The 23,923-nt window shown below is 65.1% G+C and carries 19 protein-coding genes; 10 read left to right on the forward strand and 9 right to left on the reverse strand.

Features of this window, described 5'->3' with window-relative positions; genetic code table 11:
* Positions 1-54 precede the first annotated feature (54 nt).
* From yccS to glnA, 6 genes are all read right to left on the reverse strand, one after another.
* Positions 55-2,244 carry a YccS family putative transporter gene (gene yccS, locus IP89_RS17975; protein WP_043311030.1) on the reverse strand — a complete coding sequence of 730 codons (2,190 nt, stop codon included), beginning with the start codon at positions 2,242-2,244 and terminating at the stop codon, positions 55-57.
* Positions 2,245-2,406: 162 nt separating this feature from the next.
* Complete coding sequence (gene ntrC / locus IP89_RS17980) at positions 2,407-3,840, reverse strand: nitrogen regulation protein NR(I) (protein ID WP_043311031.1); 1,434 nt, start codon at positions 3,838-3,840, stop codon at positions 2,407-2,409.
* Positions 3,837-4,919 carry a nitrogen regulation protein NR(II) gene (glnL, locus tag IP89_RS17985; RefSeq protein ID WP_043311032.1) on the reverse strand — a complete coding sequence of 361 codons (1,083 nt, stop codon included), beginning with the start codon at positions 4,917-4,919 and terminating at the stop codon, positions 3,837-3,839. Before glnL ends, ntrC begins: the two co-directional genes overlap by 4 nt.
* A gap of 189 nt (positions 4,920-5,108) precedes the next feature.
* Positions 5,109-5,735 (reverse strand): DUF4124 domain-containing protein, encoded by a 627-nt coding sequence (locus tag IP89_RS17990; protein WP_043311033.1) that lies wholly within the window; start codon positions 5,733-5,735, stop codon positions 5,109-5,111.
* Positions 5,736-5,745: 10 nt separating this feature from the next.
* Complete coding sequence (locus IP89_RS17995) at positions 5,746-6,294, reverse strand: DUF4124 domain-containing protein (RefSeq protein WP_043311034.1); 549 nt, start codon at positions 6,292-6,294, stop codon at positions 5,746-5,748.
* Between the two features lie 179 nt (positions 6,295-6,473).
* Complete coding sequence (gene glnA / locus IP89_RS18000) at positions 6,474-7,880, reverse strand: glutamate--ammonia ligase (RefSeq protein WP_043311035.1); 1,407 nt, start codon at positions 7,878-7,880, stop codon at positions 6,474-6,476.
* 329 nt (positions 7,881-8,209) lie between these two features.
* On the opposite strand from glnA, the gene thiI reads away from it, so the two are divergent.
* The 7 genes from thiI to IP89_RS18035 all read left to right on the forward strand — a co-directional run bounded on the left by thiI (position 8,210) and on the right by IP89_RS18035 (position 19,514).
* Positions 8,210-9,667: a tRNA uracil 4-sulfurtransferase ThiI gene (gene thiI / locus IP89_RS18005; protein ID WP_043311036.1), complete on the forward strand. Its 1,458-nt coding sequence runs from the start codon at positions 8,210-8,212 to the stop codon at positions 9,665-9,667.
* 132 nt (positions 9,668-9,799) lie between these two features.
* The gene (gene typA, locus IP89_RS18010) at positions 9,800-11,617 is read left to right on the forward strand and encodes a translational GTPase TypA (RefSeq protein ID WP_043311037.1); all 1,818 of its coding nucleotides are present in this window, start codon (positions 9,800-9,802) and stop codon (positions 11,615-11,617) included.
* 281 nt (positions 11,618-11,898) lie between these two features.
* Positions 11,899-13,959, forward strand: a complete 2,061-nt coding sequence (locus IP89_RS18015; protein ID WP_043311038.1) for a methyl-accepting chemotaxis protein — start codon at positions 11,899-11,901, stop codon at positions 13,957-13,959.
* A 127-nt stretch (positions 13,960-14,086) separates the two neighbouring features.
* Positions 14,087-15,850: a phosphoethanolamine transferase CptA gene (gene cptA / locus IP89_RS18020; protein WP_043311039.1), complete on the forward strand. Its 1,764-nt coding sequence runs from the start codon at positions 14,087-14,089 to the stop codon at positions 15,848-15,850.
* 167 nt (positions 15,851-16,017) lie between these two features.
* On the forward strand, positions 16,018-17,949 hold the full coding sequence (locus IP89_RS18025) for an autotransporter domain-containing SGNH/GDSL hydrolase family protein (RefSeq protein WP_043311040.1): 1,932 nt from the start codon (positions 16,018-16,020) through the stop codon (positions 17,947-17,949).
* Positions 17,950-18,174: 225 nt separating this feature from the next.
* Complete coding sequence (locus IP89_RS18030; RefSeq protein WP_043311041.1) at positions 18,175-19,326, forward strand: PepSY domain-containing protein; 1,152 nt, start codon at positions 18,175-18,177, stop codon at positions 19,324-19,326.
* Positions 19,323-19,514: a hypothetical protein gene (locus IP89_RS18035; protein WP_043311042.1), complete on the forward strand. Its 192-nt coding sequence runs from the start codon at positions 19,323-19,325 to the stop codon at positions 19,512-19,514. The genes IP89_RS18030 and IP89_RS18035 overlap by 4 nt, the downstream gene beginning before the upstream one ends.
* 9 nt (positions 19,515-19,523) lie before the next feature.
* Here the strand turns inward: IP89_RS18035 and IP89_RS18040 are convergent, their stop codons facing one another.
* A complete protein-coding gene (locus IP89_RS18040) occupies positions 19,524-19,919 on the reverse strand; it encodes a YkgJ family cysteine cluster protein (RefSeq protein ID WP_043311043.1) in 396 nt (131 codons plus the stop codon).
* Positions 19,920-20,206: 287 nt separating this feature from the next.
* A complete protein-coding gene (locus IP89_RS18045) occupies positions 20,207-21,100 on the reverse strand; it encodes a LysR family transcriptional regulator (RefSeq protein WP_043311044.1) in 894 nt (297 codons plus the stop codon).
* A 123-nt stretch (positions 21,101-21,223) separates the two neighbouring features.
* Here IP89_RS18045 and IP89_RS18050 point away from each other — a divergent pair, with 123 nt between their 5' ends.
* The 3 genes from IP89_RS18050 to IP89_RS18060 are packed head-to-tail and all read left to right on the forward strand — an operon-like array spanning position 21,224 to position 22,896.
* Entirely contained in the window at positions 21,224-21,922 is a 699-nt protein-coding gene (locus IP89_RS18050; RefSeq protein WP_043311045.1) for an MOSC domain-containing protein, read from the forward strand.
* Positions 21,919-22,155, forward strand: coding sequence for a hypothetical protein (locus IP89_RS18055; protein ID WP_043311046.1), 237 nt, complete (start codon positions 21,919-21,921; stop codon positions 22,153-22,155). The genes IP89_RS18050 and IP89_RS18055 overlap by 4 nt, the downstream gene beginning before the upstream one ends.
* A gap of 33 nt (positions 22,156-22,188) precedes the next feature.
* Positions 22,189-22,896 carry a type 1 glutamine amidotransferase gene (locus IP89_RS18060; protein ID WP_043311047.1) on the forward strand — a complete coding sequence of 236 codons (708 nt, stop codon included), beginning with the start codon at positions 22,189-22,191 and terminating at the stop codon, positions 22,894-22,896.
* A gap of 7 nt (positions 22,897-22,903) precedes the next feature.
* On the opposite strand, the gene IP89_RS18065 is transcribed toward IP89_RS18060, so the two are convergent.
* Positions 22,904-23,884 (reverse strand): alpha/beta hydrolase, encoded by a 981-nt coding sequence (locus IP89_RS18065; RefSeq protein WP_043311048.1) that lies wholly within the window; start codon positions 23,882-23,884, stop codon positions 22,904-22,906.
* Between the last annotated feature and the right edge of the window lie 39 nt (positions 23,885-23,923).

Genomic DNA, 23,923 nt, shown 5'->3' on the forward strand with positions numbered 1-23,923 from the left:
AGTCGCAAAGCCGCGCATTCTAGCGGAAAGCGCGACTGCCCTTGGCGGCGCTCGTCAGGCCGCCTTGGCCTCGCTCTGCTGCGGGCGCTTCTGCAGGTGTGCGGTCAGCGTGCGCAGCGGCGCCAGCTGGCGGCAGATCAGGCCGAGCTGCACCTGCACCAGGCGGTGGCCCTCGTCCATTTCGTCGGGCAGTTGCTCCAGTTCCTCGGCCAGGGCCTGGTCGGCCTCGTCGTACACCGTCACCGGCTGGCCGCTCTGCAGGCCGCTGGCAATGGCGTCGAGGCTCTGGGTGATGTGGGCGACGGCGCGATCGTGCAGGTCGTCGCTGGCGTCCGCGGCCAGGCTGGCGCGGTGCGCGCCGAGGGCCGAGAGGTAGCTGAGCAGGGTGTGCGAGAGCACCAGGAAGCGGAAGCCGGTCTCGGCGTCCTTCCGGAAATGGCCGGGCTCCAGCAGCATGTTGGACAGGGTGGTGGACAGCGCCGCGTCGGCGTTGTGCGCGTTGCGCCGGGCCAGGCGGTAGCTCAAGTCGTCGCGGGCGCCGGACTCGTACTGCTGCATGATCTGCAGCAGGTAGCGGCTGTTGCTGCTCAGGGTGCTGGCCAGCACCTGGTTGAGCTTGCGCCCCTGCCAGTCCGGCAGGATGAAGAACACCGCCAGCCCGGCGATCACCGTGCCCAGCACGGTATCCACCAGGCGCGGCCAGAGCAGGGTGTAGGCGTCGCTGATCTGGTTGAAGCAGAGCACCACCACCAGGGTCATGGCCGTGGTAGCCAGGGTGTAGCGGTCGACCCTGTTGGTGAAGAACAGCACCCCGGCGGCCACGGCGAACAGTGATTGCAGCAGCGGATCGGGGAACAGGCGGATCAGTGCCCAGCCCAGCACCAGGCCGAGCATGGTGCCGCTGACCCGCTGCACCAGGCGCATGCGCGTGGCGCCGTAGCTGGGGCGGCAGACGAACAGGGTGGTGAGCAGGATCCAGTAGCCCTGCTGCGGGTGAATCCAGTGCAGCAGGCCGTAGCCGGCGAGCAGCGCGGCGGACAGGCGCAGGGCGTGGCGGAACACCAGGCTGGTCGGCGTGACGTGCTGGCGTAGGCGCTCGAAGGCGTCCTTCAGGCTCTGCGGCGAGCGGTCGAGCAGGGCGCTGTCCTGTTCGTCGGCCAGGGCGTCCGGGTTGCTGGCGCTGGACAGCTTGCGCTCGAGGGTGCCGAGGTTGCTGGCCAGGGCGCCGAGCGAGCGCAGCAGGCGGCGCCAGGCAGGGTTCTGCTGCTCGCGCAGGTAGGTCATGGAGGCGTCGAGGTCGGCCATGGCCTGGCTGTTGTCGTTGTAGTCGAACGGCTGGCGCAGGCGAATCGCCCGGCCCAGGGCCTGGCAGGCCTTGCCCTGCTGGCTGAGCAGGCGACCGCAGCGGAACATCACGTCGCTGTGGAAGAACGCCTCGGCCAGGGCGTTGTAGGGGTAGTGCGAGGAGCTGGCGCGCTCGTGGATGTCCTGGGCGATGAAGTACAGCTTGAGGTAGCGGTTGGTCTTCTGCCCGCTGCGCTTGCGGCTCATGCGGTTGAGGATGATCTCCTTGGCCAGGTTCAGCGCCGTCACCACACGACCATTCTGCCGCGCCAGTTCCAGGCGCCGCGCCTCGACGTCGAGCTGCTTGATCGGCTCGAACAGCGAGGCCTTCAGGCGCAGGTAGGTGCCCAGCTCGTCGAACACCCGCGACAGCGCCTGCTGCACCGGCTGCTGGCTGAACAGCATGCTCCAGACGATGCCGAGCAGGCCGTACCAGGCCGCGCCGCCGATCAGCAGCAGTGGTTCCTGCCAGAAGGTGCCGCCGAGGCCGCCGCGGTGTTCCAGGCCGATGGCCGTGTAGATCGCCAGGATCAGCGTGGCCTGGGCCACGGTGGCGTAGCGCTCGCCGATGCCGCCGAGCAGGGTCATGGCGAAACTGGCCACGGCCAGGCCGACGCCGAACAGCAACGGATAGGGGAACAGCAGTTGCACCGACACGGCGGTGACGCCGAAGCAGGTCAGGGTCACCAGCAGGGCCTGGGTGCGGCCGCGCCAGTGGTCGTCGCTCTCGGCCAGGGCGCTGGCGATGCAGCCGAGGAACAGCGGGATGACGAAGGCGATGCGGTCCAGGTACCAGCACAGGGCCATGGCCCCGGCCAGGGCGATGAACACCCGCACGCCGTAGGTGAATTTGTCGCGCGCCCAGAGCTGGCGCAGGGTGTGGTTCAGCGATGAGGGCATGGGCGAACGGCTACCCGCCGAAAAATGAAGTGATTTGCCGGAGAAGACGGCAGAAGGCGCCGTCGAGGCACCATTTTATCGACCTTTAGTTGAGGATAGCGTGCGCGCGGCGGTAACGAAAAACGGGCCCGAGGGCCCGTTTGCGATGCAGCTGGCGCTGGCTCAGTCCTCGCCGTCGTCGTCGTCAGCGCCGTCGACCTTCATGCCCAGCTCCTTGATCTTGCGCGTCAGGGTGTTGCGGCCCCAACCCAGCAGCACGGCGGCATCGCGGCGGCGGCCGGCGGTGTGCTTGAGCGCGGTCTCGATCATGATCCGCTCGAAGGCCGGTACGGCGCTGTCCAGCAGGCTGGACTGGCCGCGCGCCAGGGCCTGGTCGGCCCACTGGCGCAGGCCCTGTTCCCAGTTGGTCGCCGGGGCGTTTTCCTGGGGCTGGGTGAGCAGCTCCGGCGGCAGGTCGTCGATATGCACCTCGCGACCGGAGGCCATCACGGTGATCCAGCGGCAGGTGTTCTCCAGCTGACGCACGTTGCCCGGCCAGGGCAGGTGCTTGAGGTAGTCCTCGGTCTCGCTCTTCAGCAGCTTGGGCTCGACGGCCAGCTCCTGGGCGGCGCGGCCGAGGAAGTGACGGGCCAGGGTCGGGATGTCCTCGCGGCGATCAGACATGCGCGGGATATGGATACGGATCACGTTGAGGCGGTGGAACAGGTCCTCGCGGAACTTGCCGGCCTGCACCAGGGACTCGAGATTCTGGTGGGTGGCGGCGATGATGCGCACGTCGACTTTCACCGGGGTGTGGCCACCGACGCGGTAGAACTCGCCATCGGCCAGCACGCGCAGCAATCTGGTTTGTGTATCGGCTGGCATATCGCCGATCTCGTCGAGGAACAGGGTGCCGCCGTCGGCCTGTTCGAAACGCCCGCGGCGCTGGTTGGCCGCGCCGGTGAAGGCGCCTTTCTCATGGCCGAACAGCTCGGACTCCATCAGGTCCTTGGGAATCGCCGCCATGTTCAGCGCGATGAACGGCGCCGCCGCGCGCGGGCTGTGGCGGTGCAGGGCGTGGGCGACCAGCTCCTTGCCGGTACCGGACTCGCCGTTGATCAGCACGGTGATGTTGGAGTGGGAGAGGCGGCCGATGGCGCGGAACACCTCCTGCATCGCCGGCGCTTCGCCGATGATCTCCGGGGTGCGCGACAGCGCGGCTGGTGCTTCCAGGCCTTGCTGTTCCTGGGCGTGCTGGAACGCGCGCTTGACCAGCGAGACCGCTTCGTCGACGTCGAATGGCTTGGGCAGGTACTCGAAGGCGCCGCCCTGGTAGGAGGCCACCGCGCTGTCCAGGTCGGAATGCGCGGTCATGATGATCACCGGCAGGCGCGGGTACATGTCGCGAATGCGGGCCAGCAGGTCGAGGCCGCTGGCGCCCGGCATGCGGATGTCGGAGATGATCACGTCCGGTTGCTGGCGGGTCAGGCGGGTCAGCACGCCATCGGCGCTGTCGAAACTCTGGGTGGTCATGCCCTCCTGCTGCAGGGCCTTCTCCAGGACCCAGCGGATGGAGCGGTCGTCATCGACGATCCAGACGGTTTCACTGCGGCTCATGGCTGTGTAGCTCCTTGGTCCAGGGGCAGGAAGATCGAGAACACGGTGTGGCCCGGATGGCTCTCGCATTCGATCAGGCCCTGATGCTGACTGATGATGTTCTGGGTGATGGCCAGACCCAGGCCGGTACCGTCGGGGCGGCCGCTGACCATGGGATAGAAGATGGTTTCCTGCAGTTCCGGCGGGATGCCCGGGCCGTTGTCGATGATCTCCATCTTCACCACCAGGCGATGGCGGGTATGGCCGATGGTGAACTGGCGCAGGGTACGGGTGCGCAGGCTGATGCGGCCCAGGCGCAGGTCGCTCTGGCTGGACAGCGCCTGCAGGGCGTTGCGTACGATGTTGAGCACGGCCTGGATCAGCTGCTCGCGGTCGATCAGCAGATCGGGGATGCTCGGGTCGTAGTCGCGCACCAGGGTGATGCTGCCCTGGGCCTCGGCCTCGATCAGGCTGCCGACGCGCTCCAGCACCTCGTGGATGTTGGTCATGGCCAGCGACGGCAACTTGTTCGAACCGAGCATGCGGTCGACCAGGTTACGCAGGCGGTCGGCCTCTTCGATGATCACGTTGGTGTAGTCGCGCAGGCCGTCTTCCGGCAGCTCGCGGGCCAGCAACTGGGCCGCGCCACGGATGCCGCCGAGCGGATTCTTGATCTCGTGGGCCAGGCCGCGGACCAGCAGCTTGGTGGTCTCCTGCTTGGACAGCTGCGCCTCTTCCTTGGTGATGCGCAGCAGGCGATCACGCGGATGCACTTCCAGCAGCAGCAGGGTCTGGCCGCGGTTGAGGATCGGCGTCACCGCGTAGTCGACGGTGATGGTCTGGCCGGCCAGAGAGGTGAGCATGGCTTCACGCTTGGTGAAGGGATGCGCGTGCTCGACCGCCAGGCGCAACGAACTGAGCGCCTCGGGCGACTCGGTGAACAGTTCGCTGATGAACTGCCCGTGGCTACGCTGCCCGCTCACCGCCAGCAGCATCTCGGCGGCCGGATTCATGTACTCCAGGCAGAGCGCATCGTTGAGCAGGATGGTCGCGGTGGTGAGGTTGTCCAGCAGTAGGCGGTGCAGGGCGTCGTTGATCATGGCAGGTAGATGTCCCAGCGATGGGCAGGAAAATGCAAGAAGCAAACCAAAGCCCTGAAAAGACGCGTATCTCTGCCGGCGACCGCCTTTCAGGCTGCGTTTCAGCGCAGCCTGTGCGGTCGTCGATGAACCAAAACGGGGAGAGTATAGAAATCGGTGCAGCAATGCGCACTGATTTGGTGCGACTGATCAATCGACGAAGGGGAGGATGCTGATGATGCCCTTATCGGGCTCTTTCGGCTTGTCCTCGATCGGGCATTCCGGTCGCACGCCCCAGTCCTTCTTCCCGCACGGATTGGCCATACGCTTCTCGTTTAGCGAAGTGCGCTTCATATGGAAAGGCTGGCTGGGCGTGCGTTCGACGATGCGTCCGGCGGCGTCGACTATCTCGACCGAGACCTGATGGGTGCCACGGTCGATGTTCTCCAGAGGGAAGACAGGGCTGCGTCCTGGTTCGCTGGCTGGCTTGCCATCCAGAATCAGGCGGAAGCTGTGCCCGGGATGTAGGGCAGGTTCGCTGGTCGCGCTGATGATCAGGTTGCCGGCCATTTCACGGATCACGGCATCCGGCTCAGGCACCAGGATCCGTAGCAGCTCATAGCTTGTTGCGGGATCGAGGGGTTGTGGTGGTGCCAGTGGGGCACTACGGGTGGTGCTCATGTCATTGGCTGGGGCCAGTTCGATGCGCTCGGCGTGTCCTGATTGGGGTTGGTCGGTGAAGACCCGGTTTCCGTCCGCGTCGATGTAGGTATACACACCTGCCAGTGCGGGCAGGCAGAAAATACTAAGCAACAGGCCGAGAGGCAGGCGATGCATGGGAGTCCTATCAGGGGGTGGGGCGGGGAGTGGGCTTTGGTCTGGCGGGGCTATTCGTACTGACTCGTTGCACAGTGAAGGTAACGCTGGGGCTCTGCTGGACCTGCTGGCCGCCGGCAATCACTTCCACGGCGAGACTATGTTCACCGCGGTCGATACTGATCAGTTGCAGGCGCGGCACGTTGGTTGGCTGACCGTAAGGCTGCCCGTCCAGAAGTAGTCGCAGGCTATGGCCGGGTTGCAGGTCCGGATCGATGTTGACCCCTACGGTGAAGGTACCATTGTTGGCACGCAAGGCTTCCTCACTGGGGATGTCCGTCAGCTCAAGAAGGCCATAGGCGAACTGCTCCTGTGCGGAGGAGTCCTGCGACTGCTGCGTCGCCTTTGGCTTCTGCGCCTCCACCGTATTGGTCGGCGGCAGCTCGACTGATTCGGCGCTCTGGCCTTCCGGTGGCTGGTTGGTGAAGACCGTGTTGCCGTTGGAGTCGGTGTACTTATAGATCTGCGCGGCGGCCGGCAGGGACAGGGCGCAGAGCAGGCAGGCGGTGAGCAGGCGCATCGGTAAGCTCCTGAATGATCCTGCGGCAAGGTTTGCACCGGTGGGCGCGCCTGGCAAGTGCGAGGGTCTTTCAGCGTGTTGTGGAGCAAGGAATTTTCGGTGGGCCTGAGAATCTCGGGGCAAAAAAAGAGGCCTCCCGAAGGAGGCCTCTCAGATGAGCCGGAAAGCTCAGGGCTGGATCAGACGCTGTAGTACAGGTCGTATTCCAGCGGGTGTACGAAGGTACGTACTTTGATTTCTTCTTCGGATTTCAGCTCGATGTAGGCATCGATGAAGTCGTCGGAGAACACGCCGCCCTTGGTCAGGAACGCACGGCCCTTGTCCAGTTCTTCCAGAGCCTCTTTCAGGCTGCCGCAAACCTGCGGGATTTCCTTGGCCTCTTCCGGCGGCAGGTCATACAGGTTCTTGTCGGCGGCATCGCCCGGGTGGATCTTGTTCTGGATACCGTCCAGGCCGGCCATCAGCAGAGCAGCGAAGGCCAGGTACGGGTTGGCAGCCGGGTCCGGGAAGCGAGCCTCGATGCGGCGAGCTTTCGGGCTGGAAACGTACGGGATACGGATCGAGGCGGAACGGTTGCGGGCGGAGTAGGCCAGCATTACCGGAGCTTCGAAGCCCGGGACCAGACGCTTGTAGGAGTTGGTCGACGGGTTGGTGAAGCCGTTCAGGGCCTTACCGTGCTTGATGATGCCGCCGATGAAGTACAGGGCGGTGTCGGACAGACCGGCATAGCCTTCGCCGGCGAAGGTGTTCTTGCCTTCTTTGCCGATCGACAGGTGCACGTGCATACCCGAACCGTTGTCGCCGTACAGCGGCTTCGGCATGAAGGTAGCGGTCTTGCCGTAGGCGTCAGCCACGTTGTGCACGCAGTACTTCAGGGTCTGAACTTCGTCAGCCTTGTTGACCAGGGTGTTGAACTTCACGCCGATTTCGTTCTGACCGGCAGTCGCCACTTCGTGGTGGTGAACTTCGATGACCAGACCCATTTCTTCCATGGCATTACACATGGCGGTACGGATTTCGTGGTCGTGGTCGCACGGCGGAACCGGGAAGTAACCACCTTTGACGGCCGGGCGGTGGCCCTTGTTGCCGGACTCGACGTCGGCGTCGGTCATCCAGGAGCCTTGTTCGGAGTAGATCTTGAACATGGAGCCGGAGATGTCGGACTTGAACTTCACTTCGTCGAAGATGAAGAACTCAGGCTCCGGGCCGACGAAGACGGTGTCACCGATACCGGTGGTCTTCAGGTAGGCCTCGGCGCGCTTGGCGATGGAGCGCGGGTCGCGGTCGTAGCCTTGCATGGTGCTCGGCTCGATGATGTCGCAGACCAGGATCAGGGTCGGCTCTTCGGTGAACGGGTCCAGCACGGCGGTTTCGTCAACCGGCAGCAGGATCATGTCGGAGGCTTCGATGCCTTTCCAGCCGTGGATGGACGAGCCGTCGAACATTTTGCCGACTTCGAAGAATTCGTCGTCCAGAGCGTCACGGGCCGGCATGGTCACGTGGTGTTGCTTGCCCTTGGTGTCGGTGAAGCGCAGGTCAACCCACTTCACGTCGTGTTCTTTAATCAGTTGAATCGACTTCGACATGCTGTCCTCCAGGTGGATGGGGCCGGCTGCGCCGGCCTCCGAAATAGGTGCTTGAGCCGGGCGGGATAGTCCGCCAGGCCAGGCTGCCTCACAAGGGAGCAAATTGCATGCCAGTGCCCCGGAATGGGCTTGGGGCCTGAAACACAGGGGGTGCGCGGGCTGTGGCGATTTTTTGAGCAGTTTTGCGCACCGAATCGGTGCTTTAAATTTGCGTAAAGCACCTTTTTGGTGCTTTGTGCGGCTTGAGATTGTTTTTGGTCAAAGCTTGAGCAATTTCCGCTATAATCCGCGCCCCTGTTTTTCAGCACCTATCCGGCTCACGTCTTTTCATGAAGCTCATCGTCAAACCCTTCGCGGAAATCACCATCAAGAGCCGGCCGGTGCGCAAGCAGTTCATCCGCCAGTTGGCGAAGAACATCCGCACGGTGCTGCGCGATCTCGACCCGGCGCTGGATGTGCAGGGCGAGTGGGACAACCTCGACCTGATCAGCCAGGTGAGCGAGCCGAAGGTGCAGGCCGAGATGTTCGAACGCCTGCGCAGCACCCCGGGCATCGCCCACTTCCTCGAAGTGCACGAATACCCCTACGTCGACTTCGACGACACCTTCGAGAAGTGCCGCACGCATTTCGGTGCCCAACTGGCCGGCAAGGTCTTCGCCGTGCGTTGCAAGCGCGCCGGCAACACCCATGACTTCTCCTCGATGGAGCTGGCCACCCATGTTGGCAGCCGCCTGCGCCGCGAGTGCGGTGCCGCCGGCATCGACCTGAAGAAGCCCGAGGTCGAGGCGCGCTTCGAGGTGCGCTACGACCGTCTGCTGATCATCCATGCCCAGCACGAAGGCCTCGGCGGCTACCCGCTGGGCTCCATCGAGCAGACCCTGGTACTGATGAGCGGCGGTTTCGACTCCACCGTCGCCGCCTACCAGATGATGCGTCGCGGCCTGCTCACCCACTTCTGCTTCTTCAATCTCGGCGGTCGTGCGCATGAGCTGGGCGTGATGGAAGTAGCGCACCACCTGTGGCAGAAGTTCGGCAGCTCGCACCGCGTGTTGTTCATCAGCGTGCCGTTCGAGGAAGTGGTCGGCGAGATCCTCTCCAAGGTCGACAACAGCCAGATGGGCGTGGTGCTCAAGCGCATGATGCTGCGTGCCTCCTCGCGCATCGCCGAGGAGCTGGACATCGATGCGCTGGTCACCGGCGAGGCGATCAGCCAGGTCTCCAGCCAGACCCTGCCGAACCTCTCGGTGATCGACTCGGTCACCGACACCCTGGTACTGCGCCCGCTGATCACCGCGCACAAGCAGGACATCATCGACACCGCCACGGCCATCGGCACCGCCGAGTTCGCCAAGAACATGCCCGAATACTGCGGCGTGATCTCGGTCAACCCGACCACCCGCGCCAAGCGCGGCCGTATCGAGCACGAAGAGACCCACTTCGACATGGCCATCCTCGAGCGCGCCCTGGAGCGCGCCACCCGGGTGACCGTGGACAAGGTGATCGACGAGCTGGGCCAGGATTTGCAGGTCGAGGAAGTGCGCGAGGCACTGGCCGGGCAGATCGTCATCGACATCCGCCACCCGGATGCCGCCGAGGACGAGCCGCTGGAGCTGCCTGGCATAGAGGTGCAGGCCCTGCCGTTCTATGCGCTGAACAACCGATTCAAGGAACTGGATGAGACCCGCCAGTACCTACTCTATTGCGACAAGGGTGTGATGAGCCGCCTGCACGCTCACCACCTGCTCAGCGAGGGACATGCGAATGTTCGCGTCTATCGCCCGCGTTAAGCGCGCAGGTTTGCTTGGTGGCAGCATTCGCCACCGGCCTCCCGACCAGCACGGCGCGTAACCCCGAGTTCACAACGGCCAGGCACACTGCCAGGCAATACAGCTTTTAGAATCTTCAATCGAGACGACATCGTGATCGAAAAACTGCGCAACATCGCCATCATTGCCCACGTCGACCATGGCAAGACCACCCTGGTAGACAAACTCCTGCGCCTGTCCGGCACCCTCGACCGCAAAGAAGCGGAAAACGAGCGCGTGATGGACTCCAACGACCAGGAAAAAGAGCGTGGCATCACCATCCTGGCCAAGAACACCGCGCTGAAGTGGAACGACTACAGCATCAACATCGTCGACACCCCCGGCCACGCCGACTTCGGCGGTGAAGTTGAGCGCGTGATGTCGATGGTCGACTCCGTACTGCTGGTGGTCGACGCTCAGGACGGCCCGATGCCGCAGACCCGTTTCGTGACCCAGAAGGCCTTCAAGGCCGGCCTGCGTCCGATCGTGGTAGTGAACAAGATCGACCGTCCGGGCGCGCGTCCTGACTGGGTTATCGACCAGATCTTCGACCTGTTCGACAACCTCGGTGCCACCGACGAGCAACTCGACTTCCCGATCGTCTACGCCAGCGCCCTGAACGGCATCGCCGGTCTGGACCACGAGAAGATGGACGACAACATGGACGCGCTGTTCCAGGCGATCATCGACCACGTGCCGGCCCCCAAGGTCGACGTCGATGGTCCGTTCCAGATGCAGATCTCCCAGCTGGACTACAACAGCTTCCTCGGCGTGATCGGCATCGGCCGTATCGCCCGTGGCCGCATCAAGGCCAACACCCCGGTAGTCGCCATCAGCGACGACGGCAGCAAGCGTAACGGCCGTATCCTCAAGATCATGGGCCACTCCGGCCTGCAGCGCGTGGAAGTAGCCGACGCCGAAGCCGGCGACATCGTCTGCGTTTCGGGCATGGACGAGCTGTTCATCTCCGACACCCTGTGCGACCCGCAGAACGTCGAAGCCCGTCCGCCGCTGACCGTCGACCAGCCGACTGTGAGCATGACCTTCCAGGTCAACGACTCGCCGTTCGCCGGTAAAGAAGGCAAGTTCGTCACCAGCCGCAACATCAAGGACCGTCTGGACAAAGAGCTGCTGCACAACGTGGCCCTGCGCGTCGAAGCCGGTGAGTCCGCCGAGAAGTTCAAGGTCTCCGGTCGTGGCGAGCTGCACCTGTCGGTACTGATCGAAACCATGCGCCGTGAAGGCTTCGAGATGGCCGTAGGTCGTCCGGAAGTGGTGATCATCGAGAAGGACGGCGAGAAGCAAGAGCCGTACGAGAACGTCACCATCGACATCGAAGAACAGCATCAGGGTTCGGTGATGGAGCAGATGGGCCTGCGTAAGGGCGACATGACCAACATGATCCCTGACGGCAAAGGCCGCGTGCGCCTGGAATACACCATCCCGGCGCGTGGCCTGATCGGCTTCCGTAACAACTTCCTGACCCTGACCTCGGGCACCGGCATCCTGACCTCGACCTTCAGCCACTACGGCCCGGTCAAGGCTGGCGAAGTGACCAACCGTCAGAACGGCGTGCTGGTATCCATGGCCACCGGTACCGCGCTGACCTACTCGCTGGAAACCCTGCAGAGCCGCGGCAAGCTGTTCCTCGGCCCTGGCGACGAGATCTACGAAGGCCAGCTGGCCGGCATCAACAGCCGCGACAACGACCTGGTGATCAACCCCACCAAGGGCAAGAAGCTCGACAACATGCGTGCTTCGGGCAAAGACGAAGTCATCGCCCTGGTTCCGCCGATCCGCTTCACCCTGGAGCAGGCGCTGGAATTTATCGCCGAAGACGAGCTGGTGGAAGTGACTCCGAAGTCCATCCGCCTGCGCAAGAAAATGCTCAACGAGAACGACCGCAAGCGCTACGAGCGCAGCAAGGTCTAATCGACTGAGCCAATGAAAAAGCCCCCGCCGGCCTAGCCTGCGGGGGCTTTTTCTTGGTCGTGAGAAAAGCCGATGACGCCTTTTCGCACCTTGATGGCGCAATGCTTCTATCGTTTGACTCATGAAGTCGGCGAGGCTTCCGATATCTAGTTTCTACCTCCGGCTCGTCGCGTTCGCGGCGTGGGTGAGCGGCACCGGATAGCTTCGAAGTGGCGAAGGGCGTGGCTCGGCATTTGCTAGTCCAAGCGCTTCGCAGTTTCGTCCGATTCAGGAGTTCGACGATGAATGCGCTGTTGCTGCCAGGCGTCAATGCCCTCGAAAAATTCAGCTTCGCCCGCAAGTTCCAGCTGCTGGCGCTGCTATTCATCCTGCCGTTGGCCTATGCCGCCTGGTCGATTGGCGACAATTACCTGGGCAAGCTCGAGGTGGTCGATGGCGAGCACTCCGGCGTGCTGCAACTGCAGGCCCTGGATAAGGTCGAGCAGCTGCTGATTCGCCAGCGCAATCTCACCGCGCGCTGGAAGTCCACCGAGCGCAACCGCCAGGCCAGTGCCGAGACCCAGGCCGCCATCGCGCGCCTGCAGCAGAGCGAAGGTGAGCTGGACCAGGCGCTGGAGGAGTTGCAGAAGATGCTGGTCAGCGAGGGCGCCAGTGAGCAGGCGCAAGCGGCCCTGCGCACTCTGCAGGGCGAGCGCGAAGGCCTGCGCGCCCAGGCTCTGGGCAGCGTCGGCTGGTGGCCGGATGCCTATGATCGCTTCAGTCAGGCGTTGCAGCGCCTCGGCGCGCTGCGCGAGCAGATCGCTACCGAGAGCGGCTTGATCCTCGACCCCTGGCTGGAAACCTACCTGCTGATGCAGCTGGCTACCCAGGACTCGCCGCGCCTGCAGCAACGCCTCGGCGTGCTCGCCAGTGTTGGCCAGGGCGCTGTGGCGGCCGGCCAGTTCAGCCTGCAGAGCCGCCTGCAGCTGCGTGAAATCCGCGCCGCCGCTGGTGAGTCGCGGCAGCAGCTGGGCAAGCTCGGCGAGCGCCTGGAGAGTGAGCTGCCCAAGTCGCTATCGGCCTGGAACCAGACTTATGCACAGAGCCTGGCCGGCCTCGATGACTGGCTCAAACAGCTGGACCAGAAGATGTACGGCGACGGCGGCATCCAGCTCGACGTGGCGACCTTCGAACAGGGCATGGACAATGCCCAGCAGCATATCGAGACGCTGCAGCGCGCCACCCTGGAGGCGCTCGATACCCGCCTCGGCCAATACCGGGCCAAGGCCCTGCGCGCGCTGATCGTCACCCTCGGCGCCTTCGGTCTGATGGTGGCCCTGGCGCTCTACGCCCTGGTCTGCCTGCAGGCTTCCATTCGGGGCAGCAGCTGGCGCATCACCTCGCTGGCCCAGTCGCTGCGCGATGGTGACCTGCGCACCCATGTCACCGTGCATGGCCGCGACGAACTGGCGCTGATCGGCGCCGCGCTGAACGATGCGGTGATCCAGTTGCGTGGCTCGCTGCAGGGCGTCAACCGCGAGAGCGGCGAGCTGGGCGCGACCGTGGTCACCCTCAGCGAGCAGGCCCAGTCGGCGCTGCGCGCGGTGGAGCAGCAACAGCAGCAGGTCAGCCAGATCGCCGCCGCCGCCACGCAGATGGCCGCCACCGCGCAGAGCGTAGCGGAGAACTGCGAGATGGCTGCGCAGGACGCGACCCAGACCCGCCACATCGCCGAGCAGAGCAACCAGCGCAGCCAGCAGACCACCGCTAGCATGCGCCAGCTCACCGTGCGCCTGGGCGATACCGCTGCGGCGCTGGGCGAGTTGCGCGAGCAGGCGCAGCAGATCGACCGGGTGGTGGACGTGATCAAGGGCATCGCCGAGCAGACCAACCTGCTGGCGCTCAACGCCGCCATCGAGGCTGCCCGCGCTGGCGAGCAGGGCCGCGGTTTTGCCGTGGTGGCCGACGAGGTGCGTTCGCTGTCGCAGCGCACCCAGGAGTCGACCCGCGAGATCAGCGCCACGGTCGAGGCCCTGCAGCGCGTGGTGTTGCAGTCGGTGGAGCTGATGCAGGTGGCCTGCGGCCAGGCCGAAGTGGATGCAGGCTCGGTCACCGAGCTGGGCGAGCATCTGGGCGAGATCGCCGGCGCCGTACAGCGGGTCAGCGACATGATCGCGCAGATCGCCACCGCCGTTGAGCAGCAGGCCGCCACGGCGGAAGAAGTCAGTGGCAACATCCAGCAGGTCGACCAGGCCGCCGCCAGCCTGCTGCATGGCGCCCAGGCCGTGCACGGCGTGGCCGATCGTCTCAGCCAGGGCAGCCGAGCGCTGGCGCAGAACACCGCGCACTTCCATCTGGATTGATCGCGCGGGTAACGACGAGCGGCGCTACAGCCGCTCGGCAGTTCCTGACTTGTTAACAAAGTTTTCACGGCCGCCCCGGCAGATTGCTTGCCCATAGGGGGATTCCCCGTTTCGCCTTGGGGCTGTGATGACAAACGCGCGACCTGCCGGCGCCACCCGCGCCGGAATCGACTGGGCCGGTCTGGGCTGGGCCTTCCTGTTCTTCTGGTACTTCTCCGGTGTGACCCACCTGCTGATCAAGCTCACCGACTCGGCGGGCTTCAGCGGCCTGCGTCAGTCGCTGATCATGAGCTTGATCTGGCTGGTGCCGCTGCTGCTGTGGCCGGCGCGTGCGCGCGGCATCGCCGCAGTGCTCGGCGGGGTGCTGTGGCTGGCCTCGCTGCCGGCGTTTGGCTACTTCCTGGTGTACGGCCAGGAGTTCTCGCAGAGCGTGATCTTCATCCTCTTCGAGTCCAACGTCGCCGAGGGCAGCGAGTACCTGGCGCAGTATTTCACCTGGTGGATGCCGCTGGCCTTCGCCGCCTATGGCCTGGGTGGCTGGCTGCTGTGGCGCAAGGTGCGCCCGGTGCAGCTGGCGGGGCCGGCGCGGGTGCTGGTGCCGTTGCTTCTGGGCCCCGTGGTGCTGGGTTATCCGCTGGTCAAGGAATACGTGCAGCAGGGCCACTGGGGCGAGGCGGTCGAGCATCTGCAGACGCGCATGCAGCCGGCTGTGCCGTGGCAGCTGCTGGTCGGCTATGAGAAGTATCGCGAGCAACTGACGGAGATGCAGCGCCTGCTGGCCAGCAATGCCGCCGTGGCACCGCTGCGCGATCTGCACGACCTGGCCGGCAACCAGCCGAGCACGCTGGTGCTGGTGATCGGTGAGTCGACCAACCGCCAGCGCATGAGCCTGTACGGCTATGGTCGAGAGACCACGCCGGGCCTGGACAAGCTGCGCGACCAGCTGGACGTGTTCGACAACGTGGTGACGCCGCGGCCCTACACCATCGAGGCGCTGCAGCAGGTGCTGACCTTCGCCGACCAGCAGAATCCGGATGCCTACCTGACCACTCCGTCGCTGCTCAACCTGATGAAGCAGGCCGGCTACAAGACCTTCTGGATCACCAACCAGCAGACCCTGACCGAGCGCAACACCATGCTCACCACTTTCTCCAAGCAGGCGGACGAGCAGGTCTATCTCAACCAGAACCGCAACCAGAACGCACGCCAGTACGACGGCGATGTGCTTGAGCCTTTCAGCCGCATGCTCGACGATCCGGCGCCGCGCAAGCTGATCGTCGTGCACCTGCTCGGCACCCACATGAGCTACCGCTTCCGCTATCCGCAGGAGTACGAGTACTTCACCGATGCCAGCGGTGCGCCGCGACACGTCACGGCCGCGCAGCTGCCGACCTACAACAGCTACGACAATGCCGTGCGCTACAACGACTTCGTCGTCTCCAGCCTGATCGAGCGCTTCTCCGCGCGTGATCCGAACGGCTTCCTGGTGTACCTCTCCGACCACGGCGAGGCGGTGTTCGATGCGCCAAGGCCCGAGGTGCTGGGGCGCAACGAGGGGCGGCCGACCTCGCCGATGTACACCGTGCCGTTCATCGTCTGGCGTTCGCCACAGTGGCGCGCGGGCCATCCGCTGCAGCTCGCCGGCGATCTGGGTCGGCCCTACAGCAGCGAGCACTTCATCCACACCTGGGCCGACCTGGCCGGGCTGCGCTTCGCCGAGTTCGATGCCAGCAAGAGTCTGGTGAGTGCCGACTTCAAATCGCGCCCGCTGCTGATCGGTAACCCGGAGATGCCGCAGAGCCTGATCGATTTCAGCCTGATCAAACCGCATCCATCGGACAACGAAGTAGCCCAGCAAGCACCGGGCAAAAACGCCGTCCGACAGCTCTAGCCTCTACCTCGTCCCCCGCAGGAACGAACGCCGCGCCGATGGAGTAATCCGTCGCGCGGCGTTTCAGTCTTAATAGGGAAATCGCCACGGGCGATGATGCCTTCCCGTTTGCTTGTCCCTAGAGTCCCGCCGCTTGTCCATCACAACAAGAACAAGGGAAAGGGACTATGAAGCGAATCTGGACTCCTCTGGCCTGCGCCTGCCTGCTGGCGGCTACTGCCTCCGCCGAGGCCGGGGCCTACAGCGGCATGGTGGTATTCGGCGATAGCCTGAGTGACGCCGGCCAGCGCCCAGAGGCCGGCGCGCCGAACAACCCGGTGCGCCACACCAACCGCGTCGGGCCAGGCTATGGCGCCGGTGAGGCCTATGGCTACACCTCGCCAATGCTGATCAACGACGGACTCGGTCTGGCGCCGCAGGGAGCCTCGACCAACGTCATGAATGCGCTCAGCGGCCAGGCCGATGGCAACAACTGGGCGGTCGGCGGCTACCGCACCGATCAGATCTACAACTCCATCACCGGTGTCTTCGATCCGGTTAGCGGTATCGGTGGCTCCCAGGTGCGCGCCGGTCTGACCTATGCCGATCCTCTGCTGCGCCAGCGCGACGGCTATCTGGTCTACCTGCGCCAGAACGGCTTACGCATCGACGAAAACACGCTGTTCTACGTCAACGGCGGCGGTAACGACTTCCTCCAGGGGCTGGTGATCGATGCCGCCAGTTCGCGTGCTGCGGCAGGGCGCTTGGCCGCCAGCGTGGGAGCATTGCAGGCCGCGGGTGGGCGCTACTTCATGGTGCCGTTACTGGTGGATGTGGCCAGCCCGGTGACTGGAGGCGTGGCCAACCCGGCGCAGCAGGCGTTGGCGCGAGTATTCAACGCCGAGCTGACGGCACGCCTTGCCGCTATTCAGGCCGAGATCATTCCCCTCAATGTGCCGCTGCTCTACCGCGAGATACTGGCCGACCCGGCCGCGTTCGGCTTCGACCCGGCGCAGAACCTGCTCGGTACCTGCTTCTCCGGCTGTGCCTCGATCAATCCGCAGTACGGCATCACTGGCCTCACCCCCGATCCGGAGCGGCTGATCTACGCCGACATCGTCCACCCGAGCACGGCCATGCAGCGCATCCTCGCCGACCAGGGCCTGTCGATCCTGGCTGCGCCCTGGGAAATCAGCCGCCTGCCGCAGGCCGGTGAGTCGGCGCTGCGCAGCAGTCGCGAGCAGCAGCGCCGGCAGTGGCTGGCCGACTGGGGCGCCTGGCAGGGCGAGGGGCAATGGCGCGGCTCCGTCAGTGGCGGGCTGCAGCGTAGCGACTACGACGGGGACGATACTGCGGCCGCCGGCGATGGCCGTGGCGAGAGCCTGGGCCTAGGCGCCAGTTACCGCCTGAATGAGCAATGGCGCCTGGGCCTGAGCCTGGATGTGCAGAAGCTGGACATGCAGATGGGCGCGAGCGATTCGAACTATGGCCTGCGCAGCTATCTGACTGGCGCCTTCGCCCAGTACCAGGATGGTCGGTTCTGGGGTGACCTGAGCCTGAACGCCGGCTACCTCGATTACCACGACCTCAAGCGCCGCTTCGCCCTCGGCCGCACGACGCGTAGCGAGCGTGGCGACACCGAGGGCCAGGTGCTGGGCCTGGGTGGGCGCTTCGGCGTCGAACTGAGCCCGCTCGAGCGTCTGCGTCTGGCGCCCTTCGTCAGTGCCGATCTTGCCCGCATCGAGGTGGATGGTTACCGCGAGCAGGGCACCAGCTCCACCGCCCTGAGCTATGACCAGCAGACACTCGACTCGCGTCGCCTCGGCATCGGCCTGCAGGCGCGCTTCGCCCTGGCGGACGACGCCGAGCTGTATGGCGAGATCGTGCGCGAGCGTGAGTTCGAGGATGACGAGAGCGGGGTCGACATGTCGCTCAACAGCGTCCCCGGTGTTGGCTTCAGTCTGGTCGGCGCCGCCCTGGAGCGCGATCAGACCCGCGCCAGCCTCGGTCTGCGTCAGCGCCTGGCGCAGGACCTGTCGCTGCAGCTGGGCTACGACTATCGCAAGGCCGGCGATGACGATCTGCATGGTATCGGCCTGAGCCTGGCGCTGGACTGGTAGCGCAAAAGGCCCGGTATGCGCCGGGCCTTTTCTATTGGCGCATAGCGAAAGGCGGGGAGAGGCGGGAGCAGTCCGTCAGGCTCATGCTCGAATAGATGGCGCGGCGCTTGTGAGCGTTTCGATACACCGAATAGAATGAGATGAGTTCTCAAATGATTTTCGGTGTCGCTCGCATTCCAGTGCCTTCGGCGAGCAGGGACGCCCCATAACTAAAACGAGCCGAACATGACCGCCCGAGCCTTGCGCAACTGGTACCTGGTGCACAAGTGGACCAGCCTGATCTCCACCGTCTTCCTGCTGATGCTGTGCCTGACCGGGCTGCCGCTGATCTTCCACGAGGAGATCGAGCACTACTTCGATCCGCACCCCGAGCTGGGCGAGCTTAAGGCCGACTCGGCGCGCATCGACTACGACAAGCTGATCGCCGAGGCGCTGGCAGTGCGCCCGGGCGAAGTGGTGCGCTTCGTCGGCTACGACCCGGAAGAGCCGCTGGGCTTCATCTTCACCGCGCCGAGCATCCAGCCGCCGCCGCTCGATGCCTTTATCCAGACCTTCGATACCCGTACCGGCGAGCTGTTCCCTGCGGAGCCGCCGGAAGACGGCTTCATGAACCTGATGCTGCGCCTGCACACCGACATGTTCCTCGGCCTGCCCGGCTATCTGTTCCTCGGTTTCATGGGCTTGCTGCTGGTGGCCTCGCTGGTCTCCGGCGTGGTGGTGTACACGCCGTTCATGCGCAAGCTGGACTTCGCCACCGTGCGCACCGCGCGCAGCAGCCGCCTGAAGTGGCTGGACCTGCATAACGTGCTGGGCATCGTCACCCTGGCCTGGGTGCTGGTGGTCGGCGCCACCGGGGTGATCAACACCCTGGCGCTGCCCATCCTCGGCCTGTGGCAGAACGGCCAGCTGGCGGAGATGACCGCGCCCTACAAGGACCTGCCACCGCTGACCGAACTGGGCTCGCTGCACAAGGCGCTGGAAACCGCGCAGGCGGCAGCGCCGGACATGAAGCCGAGCTTCGTCGCCTACCCTGGCACCGACTTCAGTAGCCAGCACCACTATGCGGTATTCATGCGTGGCAACACGCCGCTCACCGCGCGCCTGCTCAAGCCGGCACTGGTCGATGCCACGACCGGCGAGCTGACCGACATGCGCGAGATGCCGATGTACGTGAAGACGCTGCTGATCTCGCAGCCGCTGCACTTCGGTGACTACGGCGGCCTGCCGTTGAAGATCATCTGGGCCGTGCTCGACATCATCAGCATCGTCATCCTCGCCAGCGGCCTGTACCTGTGGCTCGGCCGCCGCAAGGCACCGATCGAGAAGCGCCTGGCCGAGCTGAATGCCGGCGGTCTGCTGGTGGAGGGCAAGGCATGAGACGCGGACTCTGGATGATCTTCCGCTGGCCCCTGGTGCTGGCGGTGCTGAGCCTGTTCGGCCTGCTCTCGGCGCTGGTCGGCGACGAGGTCTATGACCTGCTGTCCTGGCTCACCTTGGGCGTACCGCTGGTGCTGCTCGGCGTGGTTTGGCTGCGGATGCGTAACAGCCCGCGCAAACCGTCGTAAGCGCCTGGCTCAGGTCTTCGGGCGCCAGGCGCAGTAGCCTGGGCGCGGGCCGATGCGCGGGTGGTTGCGGCAGGTGTCCGGGCGCTTGTCGTAGACGGTGCACAGGCGGGTCTTGCGATCCAGGTACATGCAGTCGTCGTTGCTCATGCGGGTCAGGGTGAAGATGCCCGACTTCTGGTTGAAGCGCTCGATCAGGCCTTCCTTCTGCAGCCGCTTGGCGATGTTCTTCGGCGGCTCGCCGCGCTCGAACTCGTCGACCACGCCGAGGCGGATCAGGTCGACGATGCGTACTTCCACCGGCATTGTGCAACAGGTCGACATGCAGCTGGTGCACATGTCCTTGTTGTACTTGGTCCAGGTTTCGACGCGGTCGATTTCCGCGGCGGCGATCAGTTGCGGTCTCATGTTCGGGCTCGGTGGTGCGTTGCAGGCGCGCGATGATAACGGGCGTTCTGGCTTTGTGAAGCCTTTCCCGCTCGGTGGTTTTGTAATCCATGGCTTACAAAGCGTGCCGGCGAACGCTGCTGTCGGTCTGCGCGAGGTGAGATTAATCTTGCTTTCAAGGACTTAGCGCAGGAAGCGCAACGAATTACAGGGACATGAGGGAGTGTTCGCCAGGACGGCGCACCGATCACGGATGTCAGGAACCAGTCTGCAGAACCCTGCGCAAGCGGGGTTTTTTCTTTTCTGCCTCAGCCATTTCCTTTCACCACCTGGTCCAGCAGCTTGCCCAGCAGGTCCAGCGTCGGCTGCTGGCGCTGCGCATCGCGGAACACCAGGCCGACCTTGAGCGGCACGCGCGGCTCGCTGATCGGCTTCCACAGCAATCCTTGATTCGCATGTAGCTGGCGCGCGCGGCCCGGCAGCACGGTGGCCAGGCCGGCCGAGTGTGGCAGGCTGTCGAGGATGCCGCTCATGTGGTTGAGCTCGGCCTGCACATGCGGGCGGCGGCCGAGCAGGGCCAGCTGCTCCTGCCAGATCTGCCGCACGCGAAACTCCTCGCCGAGCAGCAGCATGGGCTGCTCCGCCGCCTGGGCCAGCGACACCTTCCTGAATTCGCGCAGCGCGTGTTCCGGCGGCACCACCAGTTGCAGCTCGTCCTCGTACAGCTCCAGGCTGTGCAGGCCGGGCTGGCGCGGCGGCAGGAAGCCGATGCCGATATCCAGGCTGCCGCTGAGCAGGCGCCGCTCGATCTCCAGGCCGGACAGCTCGTAGATCTGCACCACCAGCTGTGGCTGGGCGGCGCGCAGCTTCTCCAGCAGGTGGGGCACCAGGCTGGCGTTGACCGTCTGCAGCACGCCGATGGCCAGGCTGCGCGGCGCCCGGCCGCGGAAGCCACGCAGGGCATCGCGCGCGCGTTCCAGACCGTCGAGCAGCGGCAGTGCGTGGCTGTACAGGGTGTGCGCGGCGAGGGTCGGCAGCAGGCGCTTGCCGCTGCGTTGGAACAGCGCCACTTCCAGGTTCTGCTCCAGCTGGCGAATCTGCTGCGACAGCGCCGGCTGCGACAGGCTCAGGCGCTCGGCGGCGCGGCCGACATGGCCTTCCTCGTAGAGGGCGACGAAGTAGCGCAGCTGGCGAAAGTCCACGGGATGTTTCTCGCTTATCGATAATTTCAGCTTATCAATGAAGCTGGGAAATCGAAATGTCGCCTCGCCTGATGGCTCCCTATCATGGCCGCATCGACAGCCGCGACAAGGGTGGCGGAGAAAATGGTCAGGGCAGAGGTAGCAGGATTATTCATAGGAAAAGCCATGGATGAAGGCCGCGGTTATGTCAGCGCGCTGGGCAAGCTGCCGGTGAGAGCCGAGGTCTGGCTCGGCCCATTGGGGCTGGAAGGCGACGAGCAGGGTGACAGTCGCCACCACGGCGGCCCCGAGCGCGCCCTGCATCTCTATCCATCCGAACACTACGCGCAGTGGCGCCAGCGCTACCCGCAGCGCGACTGGCAGCAGCCGGCCTTCGGCGAGAACCTGTCCAGCCGTGGCCTGCTGGAAAGCCAGGTGTGTATCGGCGACATCTTCCGCTGGGGCGACGCCCTGCTGCAGGTCAGCCAGCCGCGCTCGCCCTGCTATCGCCTGGCCGAGCGCTGGGAATTGCCGGGGCTGGCGCTGGAGATGCAGAACAACGGCCTGTGCGGCTGGTTCTTCCGCGTGCTGCGCCCTGGCTGGGTCAGTGCCGCGCAGCCGCTGGAACTGGTGCAGCGCAGCCACCCCGGCCTGAGTGTGGCCCAGGCCATCCGCAGCTACTTCCAGTTCCCGCTGGAACGTGGCGGTCTGCAGCAACTGCTGGCCTGCGAATCCCTGTCCGAGCGCTGGCGCCATAGCGCCGCGCGACGCCTGTCCAGCGGCCAGCTGGAAGACTGGCGCAACCGCCTGGAGGGCCCGGCTCGGCCGGCGCTGAGTGCATGAACGAATACCTGATCCAACTGCATCGCGACGACTGCCTGTGGGCCGAACTGACGGTCGCCGGCGCGCGTCTGAGCGAGGTGCGTGGCGAGCTGCACAGCCGTTTCCCCGCCGCCGAAGGCTTCAGCCTGCGCGTGCAGCAGCGCAAGGAGCAGCGGCGCATCGTCGAGTGTGGCCCCGACGGCATCCGCCTGCTCGGCGTGCAGTACCAGTATCTGGAGCATGAAGATGCGTGACGACTATCGAGAGCCGGCGCAGGAGGTGGCGTGATGCGTGTTTCCATACTGCAGCACGTGGCGTTCGAGGGGCCGGCGCAGATCGGCCAGTGGCTCGACCAGCGTCGCCTGCTGGCGCGGGTGCATCACCTGTATGCCGGCGATGCGCTGCCGGCGCTGGATGATTTCGACCTGCTGGTGGTCATGGGCGGGCCGATGAGCGTGCATGACGAGGTCGAGTATCCCTGGCTGGTAGCCGAGAAGCAGTTGCTGCGCGCGGCGCTGCAGAGCGGCAAGCGCGTGCTGGGCATCTGCCTGGGCGGCCAGTTGCTGGCCGAAGTGCTGGGTGGCGAGGTCCGCGTGGCCGATACGGCAGAAATCGGCTGGCACCTGATCGAGCAGCACGCCGAAGCCAGCCAGTCGCCGCTCGGGCGCATGTTGCCGCAGCGGCTGATGGCCATGCACTGGCATGGTGAGACCTTCAGCCTGCCGGCCGGCGCCATCCCGCTTTATCACTCGGCCGCCTGCGTGCAGCAGGGCTTCGTCTGGCAGGAGCGTGCGGTGGCGCTGCAGTGCCACCTGGAGAGCAGTCCGGCGAGCATCGAGCAACTGCTCGCGGCTTGCCCGCAGGACCTGCAGCGACCGGGCGCGGTGCAGGACGCCGCGACCATCCAGGCCGGCGCCGCGCACTGCGCCTCGCTCAGGGCCAGCCTGTTCCGCCTGCTCGACTACCTCAGCGGCCCGCACGCCAGCCTGACCTGAGCGCCGCTCATGCGGCGCTGTCGTGCAGGATGCTGGTGCGACGGAACTCGTCCTGCGGGAACACCCGGCCCTGTAGCAGGCACTCGAACAGGTGGTCGAAGACCACGCCCGGCACGCCCTTGGCCCGCCCGCTGCGGAAGTACGAGTGGCCCTTGGGGAAGTCGTACAGGGTGTTGATGTCGTCGCAGTCCACCGCGTAGACGTTCTGCGGGGTCAGTTCCAGGTTCTCCGGGCCGCTGTGGCCCAGGCGGCGCGAGGCGATGCGGTTCTTCAGGTTGGCCGCCTTGCTGCTGCGCAGGGCCAGGTCGTCCGAGGCGTAGTACACCACCACGTTGCGCGAGGCGTGGGAGATCAGCTCGCCGCGCTGGCCGCGGTGGATCGATTCGTTCTCGATGTCGGCGGCGACCAGGAAGGTGTTGCGGAACAGCATCGGCACGCCGCTGGCCAGGTCGTAGCGGTCCCATTCGCACAGCGTCTCGCGCAGCACGCGGTTGCCCATGGAGTGGGCCAGCACGTTGATGCGCTTGAGGCAGCTGGCCTGGCCGGCCTCCTCGCGCTCCTTGCGCCAGGCGAGGAAGAAGCACAGGGCGCGGGCCAGCGACACGGCGCTGGTGTCGGCGGATTTCTGGTCGTCCCAGTAGTCCTGGACGATGCCGCGGTCGTTGTCGCACGGCCAGATCACCGGCACTACCAGCACCTCGCCGGGTGAGCGCAGCTCGCACAGGGCCTGGAATTCCTCGACCGCGTCGAACACGTCGTCCGGCAGGTTGGAGTAACCGTGGATGTACAGCAGCAGCTGACGCTGCGGCGCTGCCTGCAACTGGGCGAAGAAGGCCTGGCTGCCGACCTCGACCAGTTTCTTCTTGCTCTTGCGCTCGCAGAAGAACACCGAGTTGCTTGGCGCGTTGTTGTCCAGGTCGAAGGCGAAAGGGCGGTCGATCTCGGTCTTGATCGAGCCTTTGGGGAAACGGTTGGTGAGAAAAAGCATGGCGGGCTCCCTGCGGTTGAGTGCGACGGTTCGCGGCAG

Source organism: Pseudomonas sp. ML96, assembly GCF_000761545.1.
GTDB lineage: Bacteria > Pseudomonadota > Gammaproteobacteria > Pseudomonadales > Pseudomonadaceae > Aquipseudomonas.